At 73.9% G+C, this 14981-nt stretch carries 12 protein-coding genes; 3 read left to right on the top strand and 9 right to left on the bottom strand.

What is annotated here, in order from left to right:
* The first annotated feature begins 247 nt into the window (after positions 1–247).
* Positions 248–1591 carry a GH1 family beta-glucosidase gene (locus tag ABZS77_RS16250; RefSeq protein ID WP_354823211.1) on the top strand — a complete coding sequence of 448 codons (1344 nt, stop codon included), beginning with the start codon at positions 248–250 and terminating at the stop codon, positions 1589–1591.
* An 85-nt stretch (positions 1592–1676) separates the two neighbouring features.
* Here the strand turns inward: ABZS77_RS16250 and ABZS77_RS16245 are convergent, their stop codons facing one another.
* The 3 genes from ABZS77_RS16245 to ABZS77_RS16235 all read right to left on the bottom strand — a co-directional run bounded on the left by ABZS77_RS16245 (position 1677) and on the right by ABZS77_RS16235 (position 6133).
* Positions 1677–2090 (bottom strand): roadblock/LC7 domain-containing protein, encoded by a 414-nt coding sequence (locus tag ABZS77_RS16245; protein WP_354823336.1) that lies wholly within the window; start codon positions 2088–2090, stop codon positions 1677–1679.
* 5 nt (positions 2091–2095) lie between these two features.
* Positions 2096–4621 (bottom strand): nitrate- and nitrite sensing domain-containing protein, encoded by a 2526-nt coding sequence (locus ABZS77_RS16240; RefSeq protein ID WP_354823209.1) that lies wholly within the window; start codon positions 4619–4621, stop codon positions 2096–2098.
* Between the two features lie 99 nt (positions 4622–4720).
* Entirely contained in the window at positions 4721–6133 is a 1413-nt protein-coding gene (locus ABZS77_RS16235) for an FGGY family carbohydrate kinase (RefSeq protein WP_354823207.1), read from the bottom strand.
* A gap of 207 nt (positions 6134–6340) precedes the next feature.
* On the opposite strand from ABZS77_RS16235, the gene ABZS77_RS16230 reads away from it, so the two are divergent.
* On the top strand, positions 6341–8263 hold the full coding sequence (locus ABZS77_RS16230) for an anthranilate synthase family protein (RefSeq protein ID WP_354823205.1): 1923 nt from the start codon (positions 6341–6343) through the stop codon (positions 8261–8263).
* 87 nt (positions 8264–8350) lie between these two features.
* Here the strand turns inward: ABZS77_RS16230 and wrbA are convergent, their stop codons facing one another.
* The 5 genes from wrbA to ABZS77_RS16205 all read right to left on the bottom strand — a co-directional run bounded on the left by wrbA (position 8351) and on the right by ABZS77_RS16205 (position 11699).
* Positions 8351–8971, bottom strand: a complete 621-nt coding sequence (gene wrbA / locus ABZS77_RS16225) for an NAD(P)H:quinone oxidoreductase (protein ID WP_354823203.1) — start codon at positions 8969–8971, stop codon at positions 8351–8353.
* 307 nt (positions 8972–9278) lie between these two features.
* Entirely contained in the window at positions 9279–9647 is a 369-nt protein-coding gene (locus ABZS77_RS16220) for a DUF3037 domain-containing protein (RefSeq protein WP_354823201.1), read from the bottom strand.
* Complete coding sequence (locus ABZS77_RS16215; RefSeq protein ID WP_354823199.1) at positions 9644–10402, bottom strand: HipA family kinase; 759 nt, start codon at positions 10400–10402, stop codon at positions 9644–9646. The genes ABZS77_RS16220 and ABZS77_RS16215 overlap by 4 nt, the downstream gene beginning before the upstream one ends.
* A gap of 54 nt (positions 10403–10456) precedes the next feature.
* Positions 10457–11047, bottom strand: a complete 591-nt coding sequence (locus ABZS77_RS16210) for a TetR/AcrR family transcriptional regulator (RefSeq protein WP_354823197.1) — start codon at positions 11045–11047, stop codon at positions 10457–10459.
* Positions 11048–11306: 259 nt separating this feature from the next.
* Entirely contained in the window at positions 11307–11699 is a 393-nt protein-coding gene (locus tag ABZS77_RS16205) for a hypothetical protein (RefSeq protein ID WP_354823195.1), read from the bottom strand.
* Between the two features lie 140 nt (positions 11700–11839).
* Between ABZS77_RS16205 and ABZS77_RS16200 the strand changes: the two genes are divergently transcribed.
* Entirely contained in the window at positions 11840–12949 is a 1110-nt protein-coding gene (locus tag ABZS77_RS16200) for a winged helix DNA-binding domain-containing protein (RefSeq protein WP_354823193.1), read from the top strand.
* A gap of 9 nt (positions 12950–12958) precedes the next feature.
* Here the strand turns inward: ABZS77_RS16200 and malQ are convergent, their stop codons facing one another.
* Positions 12959–14929, bottom strand: coding sequence for a 4-alpha-glucanotransferase (gene malQ, locus ABZS77_RS16195; protein WP_354823191.1), 1971 nt, complete (start codon positions 14927–14929; stop codon positions 12959–12961).
* Positions 14930–14981 lie beyond the last annotated feature (52 nt).

Raw genomic sequence — 14981 nt, 5'->3', positions numbered from 1 at the left:
ACGGTGGGGACGGGGGTTGCCCTCCCCCGTCCCCACACTAAACCCCCGTACACGATGGGAAAAGAGGCCGACGGGACAGGCGCACCGCGCCGCCCGGTCGGCCTCGTTCGCTGTCCGGGGCCCTCACCCGCCTCAACCCGACATCGTCGGCCGCCATGACGGCCGGCTGACCGGGACGGCCGCTCCTGCCCTATCCTGGGAGCGCTCCCGAATCTCGGCGGTGGCCCCGTATCCACGAGGAGAATCCATGTCGATACCCACCGGGCCCGCCGGCCCGCTGCGCTTCCCCGACGACTTCGGATGGGGCGCGGCCACCTCCGCGTACCAGATTGAGGGCGCCGCCAAGGAGGACGGCCGCGGCGAGTCGATCTGGGACACGTTCAGCCGCGCTCCCGGGCGCACCCGCAACGGCGACACCGGCGACGTCGCCGCCGACCACTACCACCGCTACGCCGAGGACCTCGACCTGATGCGCGACCTCGGGCTGCGCAGCTACCGCTTCTCCATCTCCTGGCCACGGATCCAACCCGACGGCACCGGAGCACCGAACCAGCGCGGCCTCGACTTCTACCGACGCCTCCTGGACGGACTGCACGACCGCGGCATCTCCCCCATGGCCACCCTGTTCCACTGGGACCTGCCCCAGGCGTTGCAGGACGCCGACGGCTGGGAGTCGCGCGACACCGCCCTGCGCTTCGCCGACTACGCCGACGCCGTCTTCACCGCCCTCGGCGACCGGGTGCCCGTCTGGCTCACCATCAACGAACCCAAGACCGTGGTGCAGAACGGCTACCTCATCGGCCACCACGCCCCCGGCCGGCAGGACCCGGACGCCGCGTACCTGGTCGCCCACCACCTCCAGCTCGCCCACGGGCTCGCCGTACGCGCGCTGCGCGCCGCCGACGGCACCGCCCGGATCGGCCCCGCGCTCAACCTGCACCCCTGCTACCCCGCCGACGACTCACCGCAGGCGGCCGCCGCCGCCCGGCTGTACGACGGCTACGAGAACCGCCTCTACCTGGACTCCCTGCTCAAGGGCAGCTACCCCGAGGACGTCCTGGCCGACCTAGGCCCCGAGAGCCGGATGGTCCGGGGCATCCGGGACGGCGACCTGGCGGTGATCTCCTCGCCTGTCGACCTGCTGGCCGTGCAGTACTACACGCCCATCTACGTCACCGCCGACGGCGGCACCGAACACCGCTGGCCGACCTCCGAGGCCGAGTGGCAGCAGATCTACCCCGACGGGATGTACGACATCCTGACCCGGGTCACCCGCGACTACGGCCCGATCCCGCTCACCGTCACCGAGAACGGCCTGCCCACCCCCGACACCCTGGCCGCCGACGACACCGTCGACGACAGCGGCCGAATCAGCTTCCTGCGCGACCACCTCGCCGCCGCGCACCGCGCGATCAGCGCCGGCGTGCCGCTGGAGAGCTTCCACGTCTGGTCGATGCTCGACAACTTCGAGTGGGCCGAGGGGTACGACCAGCGCTGGGGGCTCGTCTACGTGGACTACCCCAGCCAGCGGCGGGTGCTCAAGCGCAGCGCCCACTGGTATCGGTCCGTCATCGCCGACGGCGGCTTCTGAAGGCAGGCAACCCGGACGGACGGCCGGGCCCGGACGGCTCGGCTCCGGCGCGGAGCCGTGACCGTCCGGGCAGCGGTCGACCTCGTCAGCGCGGCAACGCCTGCTGCAACTCCGCCCGCAGCGCCGGGGTCAGCATCTCCCCCGCCTGCTTGGCCAGCCGCGCCATCTCGTAACCCACCACGCCGATGTCCGCGTCCCCGGCGGCGAGGGTCGCCAGGATCGACCCGTCCCGCACCTGCATCACCAGGAAGTACCCCCGACCCATCTCGACCACCGTCTGCTTGACGACGTCACCGTCGAACATCTGGGCCGCGCCCGCGGTGATGCTCATCAGCCCGGAGGTCACCGCGGCGAGCTTGTCGGCGTGGTCGCGCGGCAGGTGATCGGAGATCGCCACCAGCAGCCCGTCGGAGGAGACCACCACGGCGTGCGCCACACCCGGCACCCGGTCCGCGAAGGCGCTCACCAGCCAGCTCAGGTCCCGCGCCTCCTGACTCAACGTCGTCACTGTCGTCGTCCCCCTTCGTCGTGCCCCATGGACGGTGGCACGGGTATCTCAGTGGTGTCCTCGGCCTCGGCACGCCGTACCCCGCTGTAGAGCCGGGAAAGCATGCCACCGACCGCGTCCGGGTCCAGGTCGTCACGCGCCGGGGCCGAACCGGGTCGGGCCGGGCGGGTCACCGCGGAGAGCTGCGCCATGGGCACCCGCATCGGCAGGCCCCGCTCGCTCGTGCCACCGATCAGCGGAGTGGCCGGCGGCACGGCCGGCCCGGACGACGCGGGCGCGGACGGGCCCTCCCGGGACCACCAGCCGCCCCCGGCACCGGGCGCGGCGGCCGGGGTGAGCACATCCTCGGCCCGTACCGGCACCGGGCGGGTCTGACGGGGAACCGCGCTCGCCGGCGGCCGACCGGCCACCGGCAGGTCCAGAGAGGCCATGACCGGCGCCTGGTTCGCCGGCTGGCGCTGCGCCCCCACCCGCCGGGCGGCGCCCGCGGCCACCATCCGGGCCGGGGCCGGCGGATCCAGCTCCACCCCGCCCGCCGGCGCCAGCAACGCGGCCGGCAACGCGAGCCGGGCGACGAGACCGTCCTGCCCCCCGGCGAGCCGCACCCGCACACCCAGACGGGCCGCCAGGTGGCTCACCACGAACAGGCCCATCCGCTCGACCGCCGCGACGTCCGCGGCCGGCGGGCTGGCCAGCACCTCGTTCGCCTCGGCCAGCGCCGCCGGACTCATGCCCAGGCCCCGGTCGACGATCTCGATCAGCGCACCGGCGGCCTCGAGCCGCACGTCCACCACGACCACCGTGTCCGGCCGGGAGAAGGCTGTGGCGTTCTCCAGCAGCTCGGCGAGCATGTGCACCAGCTCACCGACCGCGTGCCCGACCACGTACACGTCGCCCACCGGCTCGATCCGCACCCGCCGGTACTGCTCGATCTCGGCGGCCGCGGCGAGCAGCACCGCGCCCAGGCCGACCGGACGGTTCCAGCGGCGGGTGGAGTCGGTGCCGGCCAACACCAGCAGGCTCTCGTCGTTACGGCGCATACGAGCCGCCAGGTGGTCCAGCTTGAACAGGTTCTCCAGCTGGTCCGGGTCGCTCTCCTCGCGCTCCAGGTCGTCCAGCAGCTCCAGTTGGCGCTCCACCAGCACCTGGCTGCGCCGGGCCAGGTTGACGAACATCGCGTTGACGTTGCGGCGCATCATCGCCTGCTCGACGGCGACCGTGACCGCGCTGCGGTGCACCGCCACGAACGCCTCGGCCAGCTCGCCGATCTCGTCGAGCGACCGGACCACCGCCGGTGCGACGTCGATGGGCGGCACCCCGCCGGTGACGGTCCGCAGCCGGTCCAGTGCGTCCGGCAGCTCGACCTGCGCGATCCGCAACGCCTGGCTGCGCAGCAGCCGCATCGACCGGGCCACCGACCGCCCGACGAGCAGTGAGATCAGCAGGGCGACCAGAAGCACCGCGACGACCCCGCCGACGACCAGCAGAGTGGTCCGCAGTTGCCCGGAACTCGCCTCGTCGGCCTGCCGTACGGCGTCGTCCAGCACCCCGGCCTCGACCTGCCGCAACAACTCCTGGCGCTGCTGGCTGGCCGACCACCACTGCTCGGACGGCAACACGTCGGGCGCCGCGCTCCCGACGGGAAGGCTGCGCTCCTCCAACTGGGTGGCGACCACGAAGACCGGGTCCACCGACGTCTCGTCGTACCGCCGGATCTGGTCGGTCGTCGCGGCCACCCGGAACGCGCCGAGGGCGGTCAGCTGCTGGGCGCGCAGGTCGGCGAGGATCACCCGGTCCTCGGTGCCGTACCTGCCGGCGCGGGACGCCGCGTACAGCTGGGACCGGACCCGGGAGGACAGCTCCTTGACCCGCGCCAACTGCACGTAGCGCAGCACCGAGTCGTTCAACGCCGCCTGGCCCTGCCCCGGCGTCGGCTCGGCGAGCAGGTCGAGCAGCGCGCCCACCGCACGGTGGTAGTTGCTCAGGATGGTGTCGTTGCTGAGCACCGCCGGCGGGATCGCCGGACGGATGTCGATCACCTGGTCGTACGCCTCCTGCGCCTCGGAGAAGGCCACCCGCCAGGACGCGTCGGCGTCGGCCAGCGGCTGCGCCGCCCGACTCAGGTCGGCCATCGCCCGGTCGGCGGCAGTCTGCAACGGCTTGAGGGTGCTGGCCGCGGCCTCCCGGTCGGCGCCTCGGCGCAGCTCGCCCAACTCCCCCGCCGCACGGTCCCGCTCCTGCTGGAGCTGGTGCACCGCCGCGGTGATCTGCCGGCCGATGCCGACCTGCCGGGCGAAGTCGTTCAACGCCGTCGTCCGCCCCACCAGCGTGCTGGTCTGCACACCCGCGAGCACCAGGAACGCCACCGACGGCACCACCAGCACGGTGGCCAGCTTGGTGCTCATCCGCCAGTCCCGCAGCCGGAACGGGGACCGACGCCGATGGGGAACGACGCGGACGTCGAAGCGACGCCGGCGATGGTTCGACACCGTGCCGTTCGCCGGGTCGGGACCTGCCGCCACCCTGCCTCCTCCGTCCTACCGCGTCCACCGCGGTCCGGGGAGCGCAGTCCATCCAACCAGGCTCGGGAGCGCTGTCAACGGCCCGAACATGGGGGAAGTTCAGGAAGGATACTGCGGGTGGGATCGTCCTGCCGTCGTCGGTGACGTCAGTTCGTCCGTCCGGCCGATGTCGGCCAGCTCCACCGCGTCCCCGAACCGGCCGAGCGCCACCAACGCCGCTCCGGTGGCACCGATCTCCGGGTTGCGTTGGTGCGACACGGGTCGCGGCGCGAGCGCGGCGGCGAACGCCTGCCGCCACCACACCGACGCGGCCACCGCGCCTCCGCCGAGCACCACCGCCACCGATTCGTCGATCGTGGACTCCAGCACCGCCAGGTCGTCCGCGACGAGCATGCACAGCCCCTGCATCAGGCCGGCCAGAATGTCCACTCCGGTGGTGCTGAAGCTGAGGCCGCGCAGCTCGCCGGAGCCCGCCGGGGCCAGCCCGGGAGGCCGGTCGCCGCCGAAACGCGGGTCGGCCGGCCGGCCACCACCGGCCGGCACCAGCGCCAGCGCCGCGTCCAGCTCCGCGCCCCGGGGCAGCCGCAGCTCCCGGTCGGCCCAGGCGAACAGGTTGCCGCCGCTGGAGTACGCCGCACCGGTCACCACGTGGTCGTGGTCGACCCGGTAGCGCCAGAGCTGTTCGGGCAGCCGGGGCAGCGGCTCACCGGCGGGGACCCGCTGCATCAGTCGTACCGCCGCGGAGGTGCCCACCGTGACGGCGGCCCGGCTCGGGTCGACGCAGCCCGAGCCGACGTTCGAGGCCGCGCCGTCGCCCACCGGCGGCGACCACCGGGCGCCCGCCAGTTGCGGCCAGCGGCGGGCCATCTCGGGTCGCAGGCGGCCGTGCCAGTCCAGCTCTCCCAGCGGCGGAAGATCCTGCGGTCGCGCCCCGGCCAGCGCCAGCGCCTCCTCGTCCCACCGCAGGCTGCCCAGGTCCAGCAGGCCGGTGCCGGAGGCCTGGGAAACCGACATGGGCGCTGTCTCCAACAGCTCGCCCAGCACGTACTCGGGCAGGCCGACGAACCGGGCGATCGGGCTGCCGGACCCCTCCCGCAGCCACGGCAGCCGCACCGACCAGTAGGAGCGGTGCCACCAGCACCCGGTGCGCTGGTGGAAGTCGTCCGCGTCGGCCGGCCCGGTCGCCCCGGCGGGCGGCGCCGGCCGGGTGTCCAGCCAGGTGAGCACCGGGCCCAGCGGCGTGCCGTCGCGGCCCAGCGGAAGCACCGAGTGCCACTGGGCGGAGACCGCCACGAGGTCGACGTCGCGCAGGTGCCCCCCGCCGGCCAGCTCGTCGAGGCACTCGACCAGGCACGCGAGGTAGCCGGGACCGGACAGCGTGCCGGTGCCGTCGTCGCCGATGGCGAGGCTGACCTTGCGCCGGGCCAGGGCACCGGGCAGCGGCTGGGTGTCGGCGTCCAGCACCAGCCCGCGTACCGAGGAGGTGCCCAGGTCGAGCGCGAGAATGTTCATCGCCGGTCAAGTTACCCGGTGCCAACGCGACCGCGGGCGCGTAGGGTGGATCCATGCTCGCGCATCCGACCTGCTGGTGGCCCGCCGACCCGGCGGCCACCCTCCGCGCGTAGCACCATCCACGCGGCCGCCACTTGAGGCGGCCGCCGGATCTCCGGCCCCGACGGCCACCCCGAGAGGGCGGCGCCCGGCCTGACGGAGACTCCGATGACCCACCTGACCGACCTGCTCGCCGCCGTGACCCGTGGCGCCGATCCAGGCCCCTTCGCGCTGCTGCGCCGCGACGGCGCGGACGAGCTGGAGCTGTTCACCGGCCCCGTCGACACCGTCGACCGGCTGGCGGACATTCCCCTGCCGCAGGGCACGCCGGGGGCGCGGACGCTGGCCGTGGTGCCGTTCCGGCAGATCGCCGAACGCGGCTTCGCCTGCGTCGACGACGGCGCCCCGCTGGAGTGCCTCCAGGTCCGCGAGCACCACCGGATTCCGCTGGCCGACGTCCTGGCCGACCTGCCCGACGAGCCGGTCCGCGCCGTCGACGCCGCGTTCGACGTGACCGACGAGGAGTACGCGCGGATCGTGGGCCGGGTGCTGGCCGAGGAGATCGGCCGCGGCGAGGGCGCCAACTTCGTCATCCACCGCACCCTGCACGCCACCGTGCAGGGCCCGCCGCTGGTGGCCGCGCTGGCCGCGCTGCGCCGGCTGCTGGTCGCCGAACGCGGCGCGTACTGGACGTTCGTGGTGCACACCGGCACCCGGACGCTCGTCGGCGCCAGCCCGGAACGGCACGTCAGCGTCGACGACGGGCTGGTGATGATGAACCCGATCAGCGGCACCTTCCGGCCCGCCGGCGGCGTGCCGGACCGGGCGGCCCTGCTGCGCTTCCTCGCCGACCCCAAGGAGGTCGAGGAGCTGTACATGGTGCTCGACGAGGAACTGAAGATGATGGCCACCGTGGCCGAGCACGGCGGCCAGGTGATCGGCCCGTACCTCAAGGAGATGTCGCACCTCGCGCACACCGAGTACCTGCTCGCCGGGCGCGGCACCCGCGACGTGCGGGAGGTGTTGCGCGAGACGATGTTCGCGCCGACGGTGACCGGAAGCCCCATGGAGAACGCCTGCCGGGTGATCGCCCGCCACGAGCGTCGCGGTCGGGGCTACTACGCGGGCGTACTCGCCCTGCTCGGTCACGACGAGGCCGGCCGGCAGACGCTCGACGCGCCGATCCTGATCCGTACCGCCGAGATCTCCCCCACCGGCGAGCTGCGCGTGCCGGTCGGCGCCACCCTGGTGCGGCATTCGACGGCGGCCGGCGAGGTGGCCGAGACGCACGCCAAGGCCGCCGGGGTGCTGGCCGCGCTCGGTCTCGGCCCGGCGGCGCCCGCCGGCGACCGGCGGGCGGTCGCGCGGCTGGCCGACGACCCGGCGGTACGCGACGCGCTGGCCGCGCGTAACGCGCCGCTGGCACGGTTCTGGCTGGACCAGCGGGCGCCGGACGCGCCGGGCCTGCCCGGGCTGGTGGGCCGCCGGGCGTTGATCGTGGACGCCGAGGACACCTTCACCGGCATGCTGGCCCACCAGTTGGCCGCGCTGGGTCTCACTGTCACCCTGCGGCCGTGGCACGACGGCGGCCCGGTCGACGACTACGACCTGGTGGTGGCCGGCCCCGGGCCGGGTGACCCGGGCAGCCGGGACGAGCCGAAGATGGTGGCGCTGCGCGAGTTGCTGACCGGGCTGCTCGCCGAGGGCCGGCCGACCCTCGCGGTCTGCCTCGGCCACCAGGTGCTGGCCGGGCTGCTGGGGCTGCCACTGCACCGCCGGGACGCCCCCTACCAGGGGTTGCAGCGGGAGGTGTCGCTGTTCGGCCGGGCCCGGCGGGTGGGCTTCTACTCGACGTTCACCGCCCAGGCGACGGCGGATCGGCTGGACACCCCGTACGGGCCGGTGGAGCTGGCCCGGGACGTACGCGACGGCGCCGTGCACGCGCTGCGCGGGCGGGATTTCGCAGGTGTGCAGTTCCACCCGGAGTCGGTGCTCAGCCCGGACGGCCTCACCGTCCTGGCCGAACTGCTGGGCGGCCTGCTGCCGGCGCCCCGGCCGGACGAGTTGCCCACGGCCGGCGGTCGGGCGTAGTCAGCCCTCCGGGCGGGTACGGCTGGATGGACCGGCGGCGGGGACGGGTCGAGAGCCCCCGTCCGCGTCGCCGGTCCCCGGCAGTGGTCAGCCGGCGGCCAGGCCCGCCTTCAGCGCGGCGCCCATCTGGACGGCACGGCGGGCGGTGAGCGCGCACGCGCCCAGCGCGACGGCGTCCGGGGCGACCTCCCCGTTGTTGCTCGTGTGCGAGGGGCCGTAGGGGTTACCGGCGATGAACTGGCTGGTGTCGGTGTATCCGGGGGTGACCACGACGCCACCCCAGTGGTAGAAGACGTTGAAGAGCGAGGTCAGCGTGGTCTCCTGGCCGCCGTGCGAGGTCGCCGTCGAGGTGAAGGCGGAGTAGACCTTGTTGGCCAGCGCACCCTGCGCCCAGAGGGGACCGGTGGTGTCGATGAACTGCTTCAGCTGGGCGGCCACCATGCCGTACCGGGTGGGCGCACCGAGGATCACCACGTCGGCCCAGGCCAGGTCGTCGACCATCGCCTCGGGCACGTCCTGGGTCTCCAGGTGGTGCGCCTGCCAACCGGAGTTGGAGCGGATCGCCTCGTCCGGCGCCAGCTCACGCACCTTGCGCAGGCGCACGTCGGCACCGGCGTCCCCCGCGGCCTCACACACCGCCTGCGCCATCTGGTAGGTGATGCCGGTGGCGCTGTAGTAGATCACCGCTACCTTCGTCTGGGCAGCCATCAGATGTCCCCTTCTCGTCTGGGTCAGCTCCCGCGACTACCCGTGGCCTGCTGCGGCAAACGCCGCCCGGGGAGGCGCTCCCGGGCACTCCGGCCTCAAGTTTTCCGCAAGTTACCGGTCGCCCGGACCTCCCCACCGTCGCGGACAGCGATCCTGATGTCACCGGTGCCGACGGAAGCCATCCGCCGCCCCGCACCGAAAGCCTGAACGGGGGATCGCGCTCCGCCGGCAACGACGCTGGCGCAGCGCGATCAGGGGAGACCGAACCGGGCACGTCCGCTCGGCGGACCACAGCCGGCACGTCCGCTCAGCGGACCAGAACCGCCATCAGCCGTTCCAGCTCGGCCGCCGGGTCGGCGGTGAGCCCGGTGTGCACCGGCCCCGTCTGGATCATCGTGCTACGCGGGGCGACCAGCCAGTGGAACCGCTCGCCGAGTCGCATCCGGGTCGCCGGCCCGTTTCCGGAACAGGTCCGGTCCCACGAGTCGAGCACCGCCGCCACGGCCGGCAGGTCGACGTCGGGCGCCAGCGCCTCGACCCGGTCGACGTCCAGGTGGGTACGCGCGGACAGGAAGTCGCGCTGCTGGCAGTAGAGCAGCACCCCGACGTTGATCTGCTCGCCGCGCTCGATGCGGGGCACCAGCCGGATCAGGGCGTACTCGAAGGGATGCCTCACGCCACGCCCCCTGTCGGCAGCCAGTCCGCCGGCCGTGCGACGCGGCGGGACAGGTGCGCCACGTACGCGGCCCGCGCCTCGTCGGCGGAGTCGAAGTCGGCGGCGGTCAGCCACCGCGCCGGCACCAGTTCCAGCACCTCGGTGAGCAGTTCCGGGGTGACCTGCGGGGCGAGTTCGGCGTCGGCGTCGGCGAGCCGGTCGGCGTACGGCGCGAGCACGTGGTCGTCGGCCCGGTAGGGCCGGTGTACGGCGGCTTCGGCGCGGGGCCAGTTGTGGTGGAAGTACAGGGTGGCGCCGTGGTCGATGAGCCACAGTTCCCGGTGCCACACGAGCAGGTTCGGGTTGCGCCAGCTCCGGTCGACGTTCTCCACGTACGCGTCGAACCACAGCACCCGCGACGCCAGCATCGGGTCGACGGGGTGGGCTACCGGGTCGAAGCCCAGCGCCCCGGGTAGGAAGTCCATCCCCAGGTTGGGGCCACCGCTGTTGCGCAGCAGCTCCTGCACCTCCTGGTCGGGCTCGGCACGCCCGATCACCGGGTCGATGTCGAGCACGACCAGTGGCGGCACGCGCAGCTCCAGCCGGCGGGCCAGCTCACCGCAGATCACCTCGGCGACGAGCGCCTTGGGCCCCTGGCCGGCGCCGGAGAACTTCGCCACGTACGTGCCGAGGTCGTCGGCCTCGACGACGCCCGGCAGCGAGCCGCCCTCGCGGAGCGGGGTGACGTAGCGGATCGCGGTGACCTGGCGGAGCACGCCGCCCACCCTACTGTGATCTCCGCGGGTGCCGGTCGGGAGTGCCGACACCGGTCACCGCGGTTGGGCGAGGCCGCGCAGGAGCAGGGCGACCAGGCGGCGGGGGTCGTAGCGGGGGTCCTTGTCGCCGCCGATGCAGAGGTTGCCGATGCCGCGCATGAGTTCGAGGGCACCCGTGTCGGGCGTGATCTCGCCGGCGTCGGCCGCGGCGTCGAGCAGTTGCGCGCAGACGGGCACCAGGTTGTCGAGGAAGTAGGTGTGCAACGCGTCGAAGCCGCCGGTGTCCGACTGCAACGCGTTGGCGAGCCCGTGTTTGGTGACCAGGAAGTCGATGAAGAGGTCGACCCACTGTCGCAGCGCGGAGAACGGCGAGTCGGCGCTGGCCAGCAGCACGGGGCCGGCGTCGGCGCAGGCCTGGACCTGGTGCCGGTAGACGGCGACGACGAGATCCGCCCGGGTCGGAAAGTGCCGGTAGATCGTCCCGATGCCGACTCCGGCCCGGGCCGCGATCTCGCGGATCGGGGCTTCGACACCGGAGGTGACGAACACCGCGGCGGCGGCGCTGAGCAGCGCCTGCTGGTTGCGCACCGCGTCGGCCCGTCTGCCTCGGGCCGGCACCTCCGGGGACTGGCTGGTCGCCGACACCGGCTCTCCTTCATTCGCGCGGGCGGACAAAACGGATCAGGGATCCGCTTCGACTGTAGCGGAGGCGGGAGCATCCTGCCCACACCCACCCTCGTCGCCGACGCCACAGGCCCCGGTCCGGTCCGTCAGCCCGATCGCGCTACTCGTTCCGCACCACCACGTGCGCCGCGCTGACCACCGGGGTCGACGCGGTCGGACGGGTCGAGTCGGCCCGGTGGGGGGTCGGCGGAACACCGTGGCCCCACCACCGGGCCCACCGTCAGTCGAGCTTGTCGCGCAGGTCGTCGACCTGCTGCTGGAGGCGGTCCACCGCGCCCTGGTTGTTGACGAAGGTGGTGATGCCTGCGGCGAGACCCAGACCGATGAGCACCGCGAGGATGCTCAACACCAGGCCACCGATGGACACGCCCCGACCGGTCACCCCGGGCCGTTGGCTCATCTTCAGGCCGACGATGCCGAGAATGATCCCGATGATGCCCAGCACCAGCCCGATCCAGGCCAGGATGGCGGTCAGCACGCTGAGCAGACCGGCGACGCCGAAGACCAGAGCGAAGGTGGCGGCCGCGCTCGTCTTCGCGCGGGCGTCCCCCCGATGGGTCCGGGACCCGGCCGATGTGCCGGCACCCCGGGCCGGCTCGCTTGCGGCAGTCATGAGACTCCCTTCCCACGCGCGGCGCGCGTACTTCCGGCCGGCCGCTTTCCCAGCTCGACCACCGTTACGCCTCACGCCGGCACGTTCTGTCGGTGCCGTCACCTAGGCTGGCGGCCCGGTCACCGGAGAGGGGCGTGGCGATGCCTGCCGATCTCAGCGCAGCCGAAGCGCTGGCACTGCGGATGACCAGCCTGCTGCTGCGCCCACACCCCGGCGGCCGGCCGGGCACCGTCGCCGAGGTGGTCGGGTGGTTCGGCGCGATGCAGGCGCAGGACCTGGCCAGCGGGCTCTGGTCGCTGGGCGCCCGCCTGCCCGGGTGCCGGGTGGCCGACGTGCAGGCGGCGCTGGAGCGGCGCGAGGCGCTACGCACCTGGCCGATGCGGGGCACCGTGCACCTCGTCCCACCCGCCGACGCGCGCTGGATGCTGGAGGTGACCGGCGTCCGCTCGCTGGCCGGCGCGGCGACCCGCCGGGCGCAGCTCGGGCTCACCGACGCCGACGTCGACCGGGCGCTTGACGTCCTCGGTGCCGCGCTGACCGGGGGCGGTCGACTCACCCGGGCGCAGTGCCTGGCCACCCTGCGCGAGGCGGGGCTGAGCACCGACGGGCAGCGCGGCTACCACCTGCTGTGGTTCGCGAGCGTACGCGGGGTGACCTGCCTGGCCCCGAACGTCGGCACCGAGCAGACCTTCGCGCTGCTCGACGAGTGGGCGCCCGCGCCGCGCCGCCTCGACCGGGACGAGGCCCTCGCGGTGCTCGCCCACCGCTACGTCCGGGGGCACGGCCCGGTCACCGACCGCGAGTTCGCCGGCTGGACCGGCCTCACCCTGACCGACGCGCGACGCGGTCTGAGCGCCGCCGGCGACGCGCTGGGCACGGTACGGGTCGACGGCCAGCCGATGTACGTGGACGCGGCGTCGACCGACGCGCCACGCAGTCCGCAGGACGAGCTGCTCGCGCTGCCCGGCTTCGACGAGTACCTGCTGGGCTATCGGGACCGCACGCTCATGCTCGACCCCGCCCACCAGAGCGCAGTCGTCCCCGGCAACAACGGGATCTTCCAGGCCACCGTGGTCCACGCCGGTCGGGTGGTGGGTGTGTGGAAGCGCCGGATCGGCCGGTCCACGGTCACCGTGACGATCCAGCCGCTGACGCCCCTGGCCGCCACCGGACGCGCCCGCGTGGAGCAGGCCCTGGGCCGGTACGCGGACTTCCTCGGCCTGCCGCCCCGCTTCGAGTGGCCGGCCTGACCGACGAGGTCAGCGCGCCGGCCGCGGCCGGGCCTCGGTCAGCAACGCGGCGATCCGGGCCACCCGGGGGTCGGTGCGGATCTGCGCCACGGTGGCCGGCAGCGGCAGTCGCCAGTTCGGATACTCGTCCACGGTGCCGGGCATGTTGGGTTGACGCACCTCGCCCAGCACGTCGTAGAGGGACACACCGAGCAGCCGCGCCGGGCTGGCGGCGAGGGCGGCGTGCATCGCCACCACCACCTCCTCGTCGTCCACCTCCTCGTCGTCGGACGACAGCTCGCCGTCCGGCAGCAGACCCTCGGCGCGCAGCATCGCCAGCAACCGTTCCCGCTCCTCGGCGGCCCGCGCCCGCTCGACCGCCGTGTCGGTGCTGAGCAGTTTCAACTCGTCGCGTACCCGCACCTGCTCACCGGCCAGGAACCCGGGCGCGGTCGGCAGGTCGTGGGTGGAGATGGTGGCGAGCGCGTTGCGGGGCCACCGGCTCGGCGCGACGAAGTCGCCGTCGTCGTCGCGGGTGAACCACAGCACGGTCGAGCCGAGCATGTTGCGCTCCCGCAGCCCCCGGGTCACCTCCGGCTGGACGGTGCCCAGGTCCTCGCCGACGACCACCGCGCCGGCCCGGTGTGCCTCCAGCGCGAGGATGCCGAGCATCGCCTCGGCGTCGTAGCGCACGTAGGTGCCGTCGGCCGCGCCACCGCCCGGTGGCACCCACCACAGTCGCCACAGCCCGGCGACGTGGTCGACCCGCAGGCCACCGGCGTGCCGCAGGGTACGGCGCAGCATGTCCCGGTAGGCCGCGTAGCCGGTGGCGGCGAGCCGGTCCGGTCGCCACGCGGCGAGCCCCCAGTCCTGCCCGAGCTGGTTGAAGTCGTCGGGTGGGGCGCCGACGCGTACGCCCTGGGCCAGCACGTCGGCGAGCTGCCAGCCGTCCGCGCCACCCGGGTCGATACCGACGGCCAGGTCGTGCACCACGCCGACCGGCATCCCGGCCGCGCGGGCCGCCGCTGTCACGGCGTCGAGCTGCTCGTCGCACAGCTGTTGCAGCCAGGCGTGGAAGGCGACGCGGTCGGCGAGCTGGCGGCGCTGCTCCGCGACCGCGGGCGCGTCGGGGTGGTGCAGCTCGGCCAGCCAGGCCCGCCAGTCGTTGCCGTGCCGCTCGGCCAACGCGCACCAGGTGGCGAACGAGGTCAGCGCCGGGTCCGCGTCGAGGTCCACCGGCCCGGCATACGGGTGCAGCAGCTCCAGGGCGTGCCGTTTGGTGGCCCACACCTCGTCGTAGTCGATCAGGTCGCCACGGTCGGGGCGGAGGGCGTCGACGATCGCGCGGGTCGGCGGGTCCGCCGCCCGGTACGCGGCGGTGTCGGCGACGCGCAGGTAGAGGGGGTTGACGAACCGCCGGCTGGCCGGTGAGTACGGCGAGGCGGCGACCGGGTGCGACGGGCCGACCGCGTGCAGCGGGTTGAGCAGCACCAGCCCCGCCCCGTTGGTGCCGGCCCAGCCGGTGAACTCGGCCAGGTCGCCCAGGTCGCCCATGCCCCACGAGTGCTCCGAGGTGAGCGCGTAGAGCTGGAGCATCCAGCCCCAGGTGGGCGGCGGCGCCGGCAGCCGGCGGGGTACCACGACGAGTGTCGCCTCGCGTCCGGCGCAGGCCAGTCGGTGCCAGCCCAGCGGCAGGTCACCTGGCAGTTCGGTGTCGACGGTCCGGCGGCTCCCGTCCTCGAGGGTCACCACGCCGGGGCCGGGCAGCGCGCGGGTGGTGCCGTGGGTGAGTACCACGGTCGGCGGCAGCGCGGCCCTGTCGACGGCGCGGACGGCGGCGAGCGCGTCGGCGACGGCGGACGGGCTGGTGGCGTCCACACCGAGCAGACCGAGGACACCCACGACTGTCTCCGGGGCGACGTCGACGCGGCGGTGCCGCCAGTCCTCGTACCAGGTGGACACTCCGTGCGCGTCAGCCAACGCGACAAGTCGCCGATCCATCGATCCCCCCGCTTCACGACGCAACCCGCCCCAACCCTGCCACGCCCCGCCA

The sequence above is a fragment of the Micromonospora sp. NPDC005298 genome, assembly GCF_040607375.1.
In the GTDB taxonomy this organism is placed as follows: domain Bacteria; phylum Actinomycetota; class Actinomycetes; order Mycobacteriales; family Micromonosporaceae; genus Micromonospora.
Note: the sequence above shows the minus strand (reverse complement) of the source record. Positions and strands in the feature narration are given on the sequence as shown.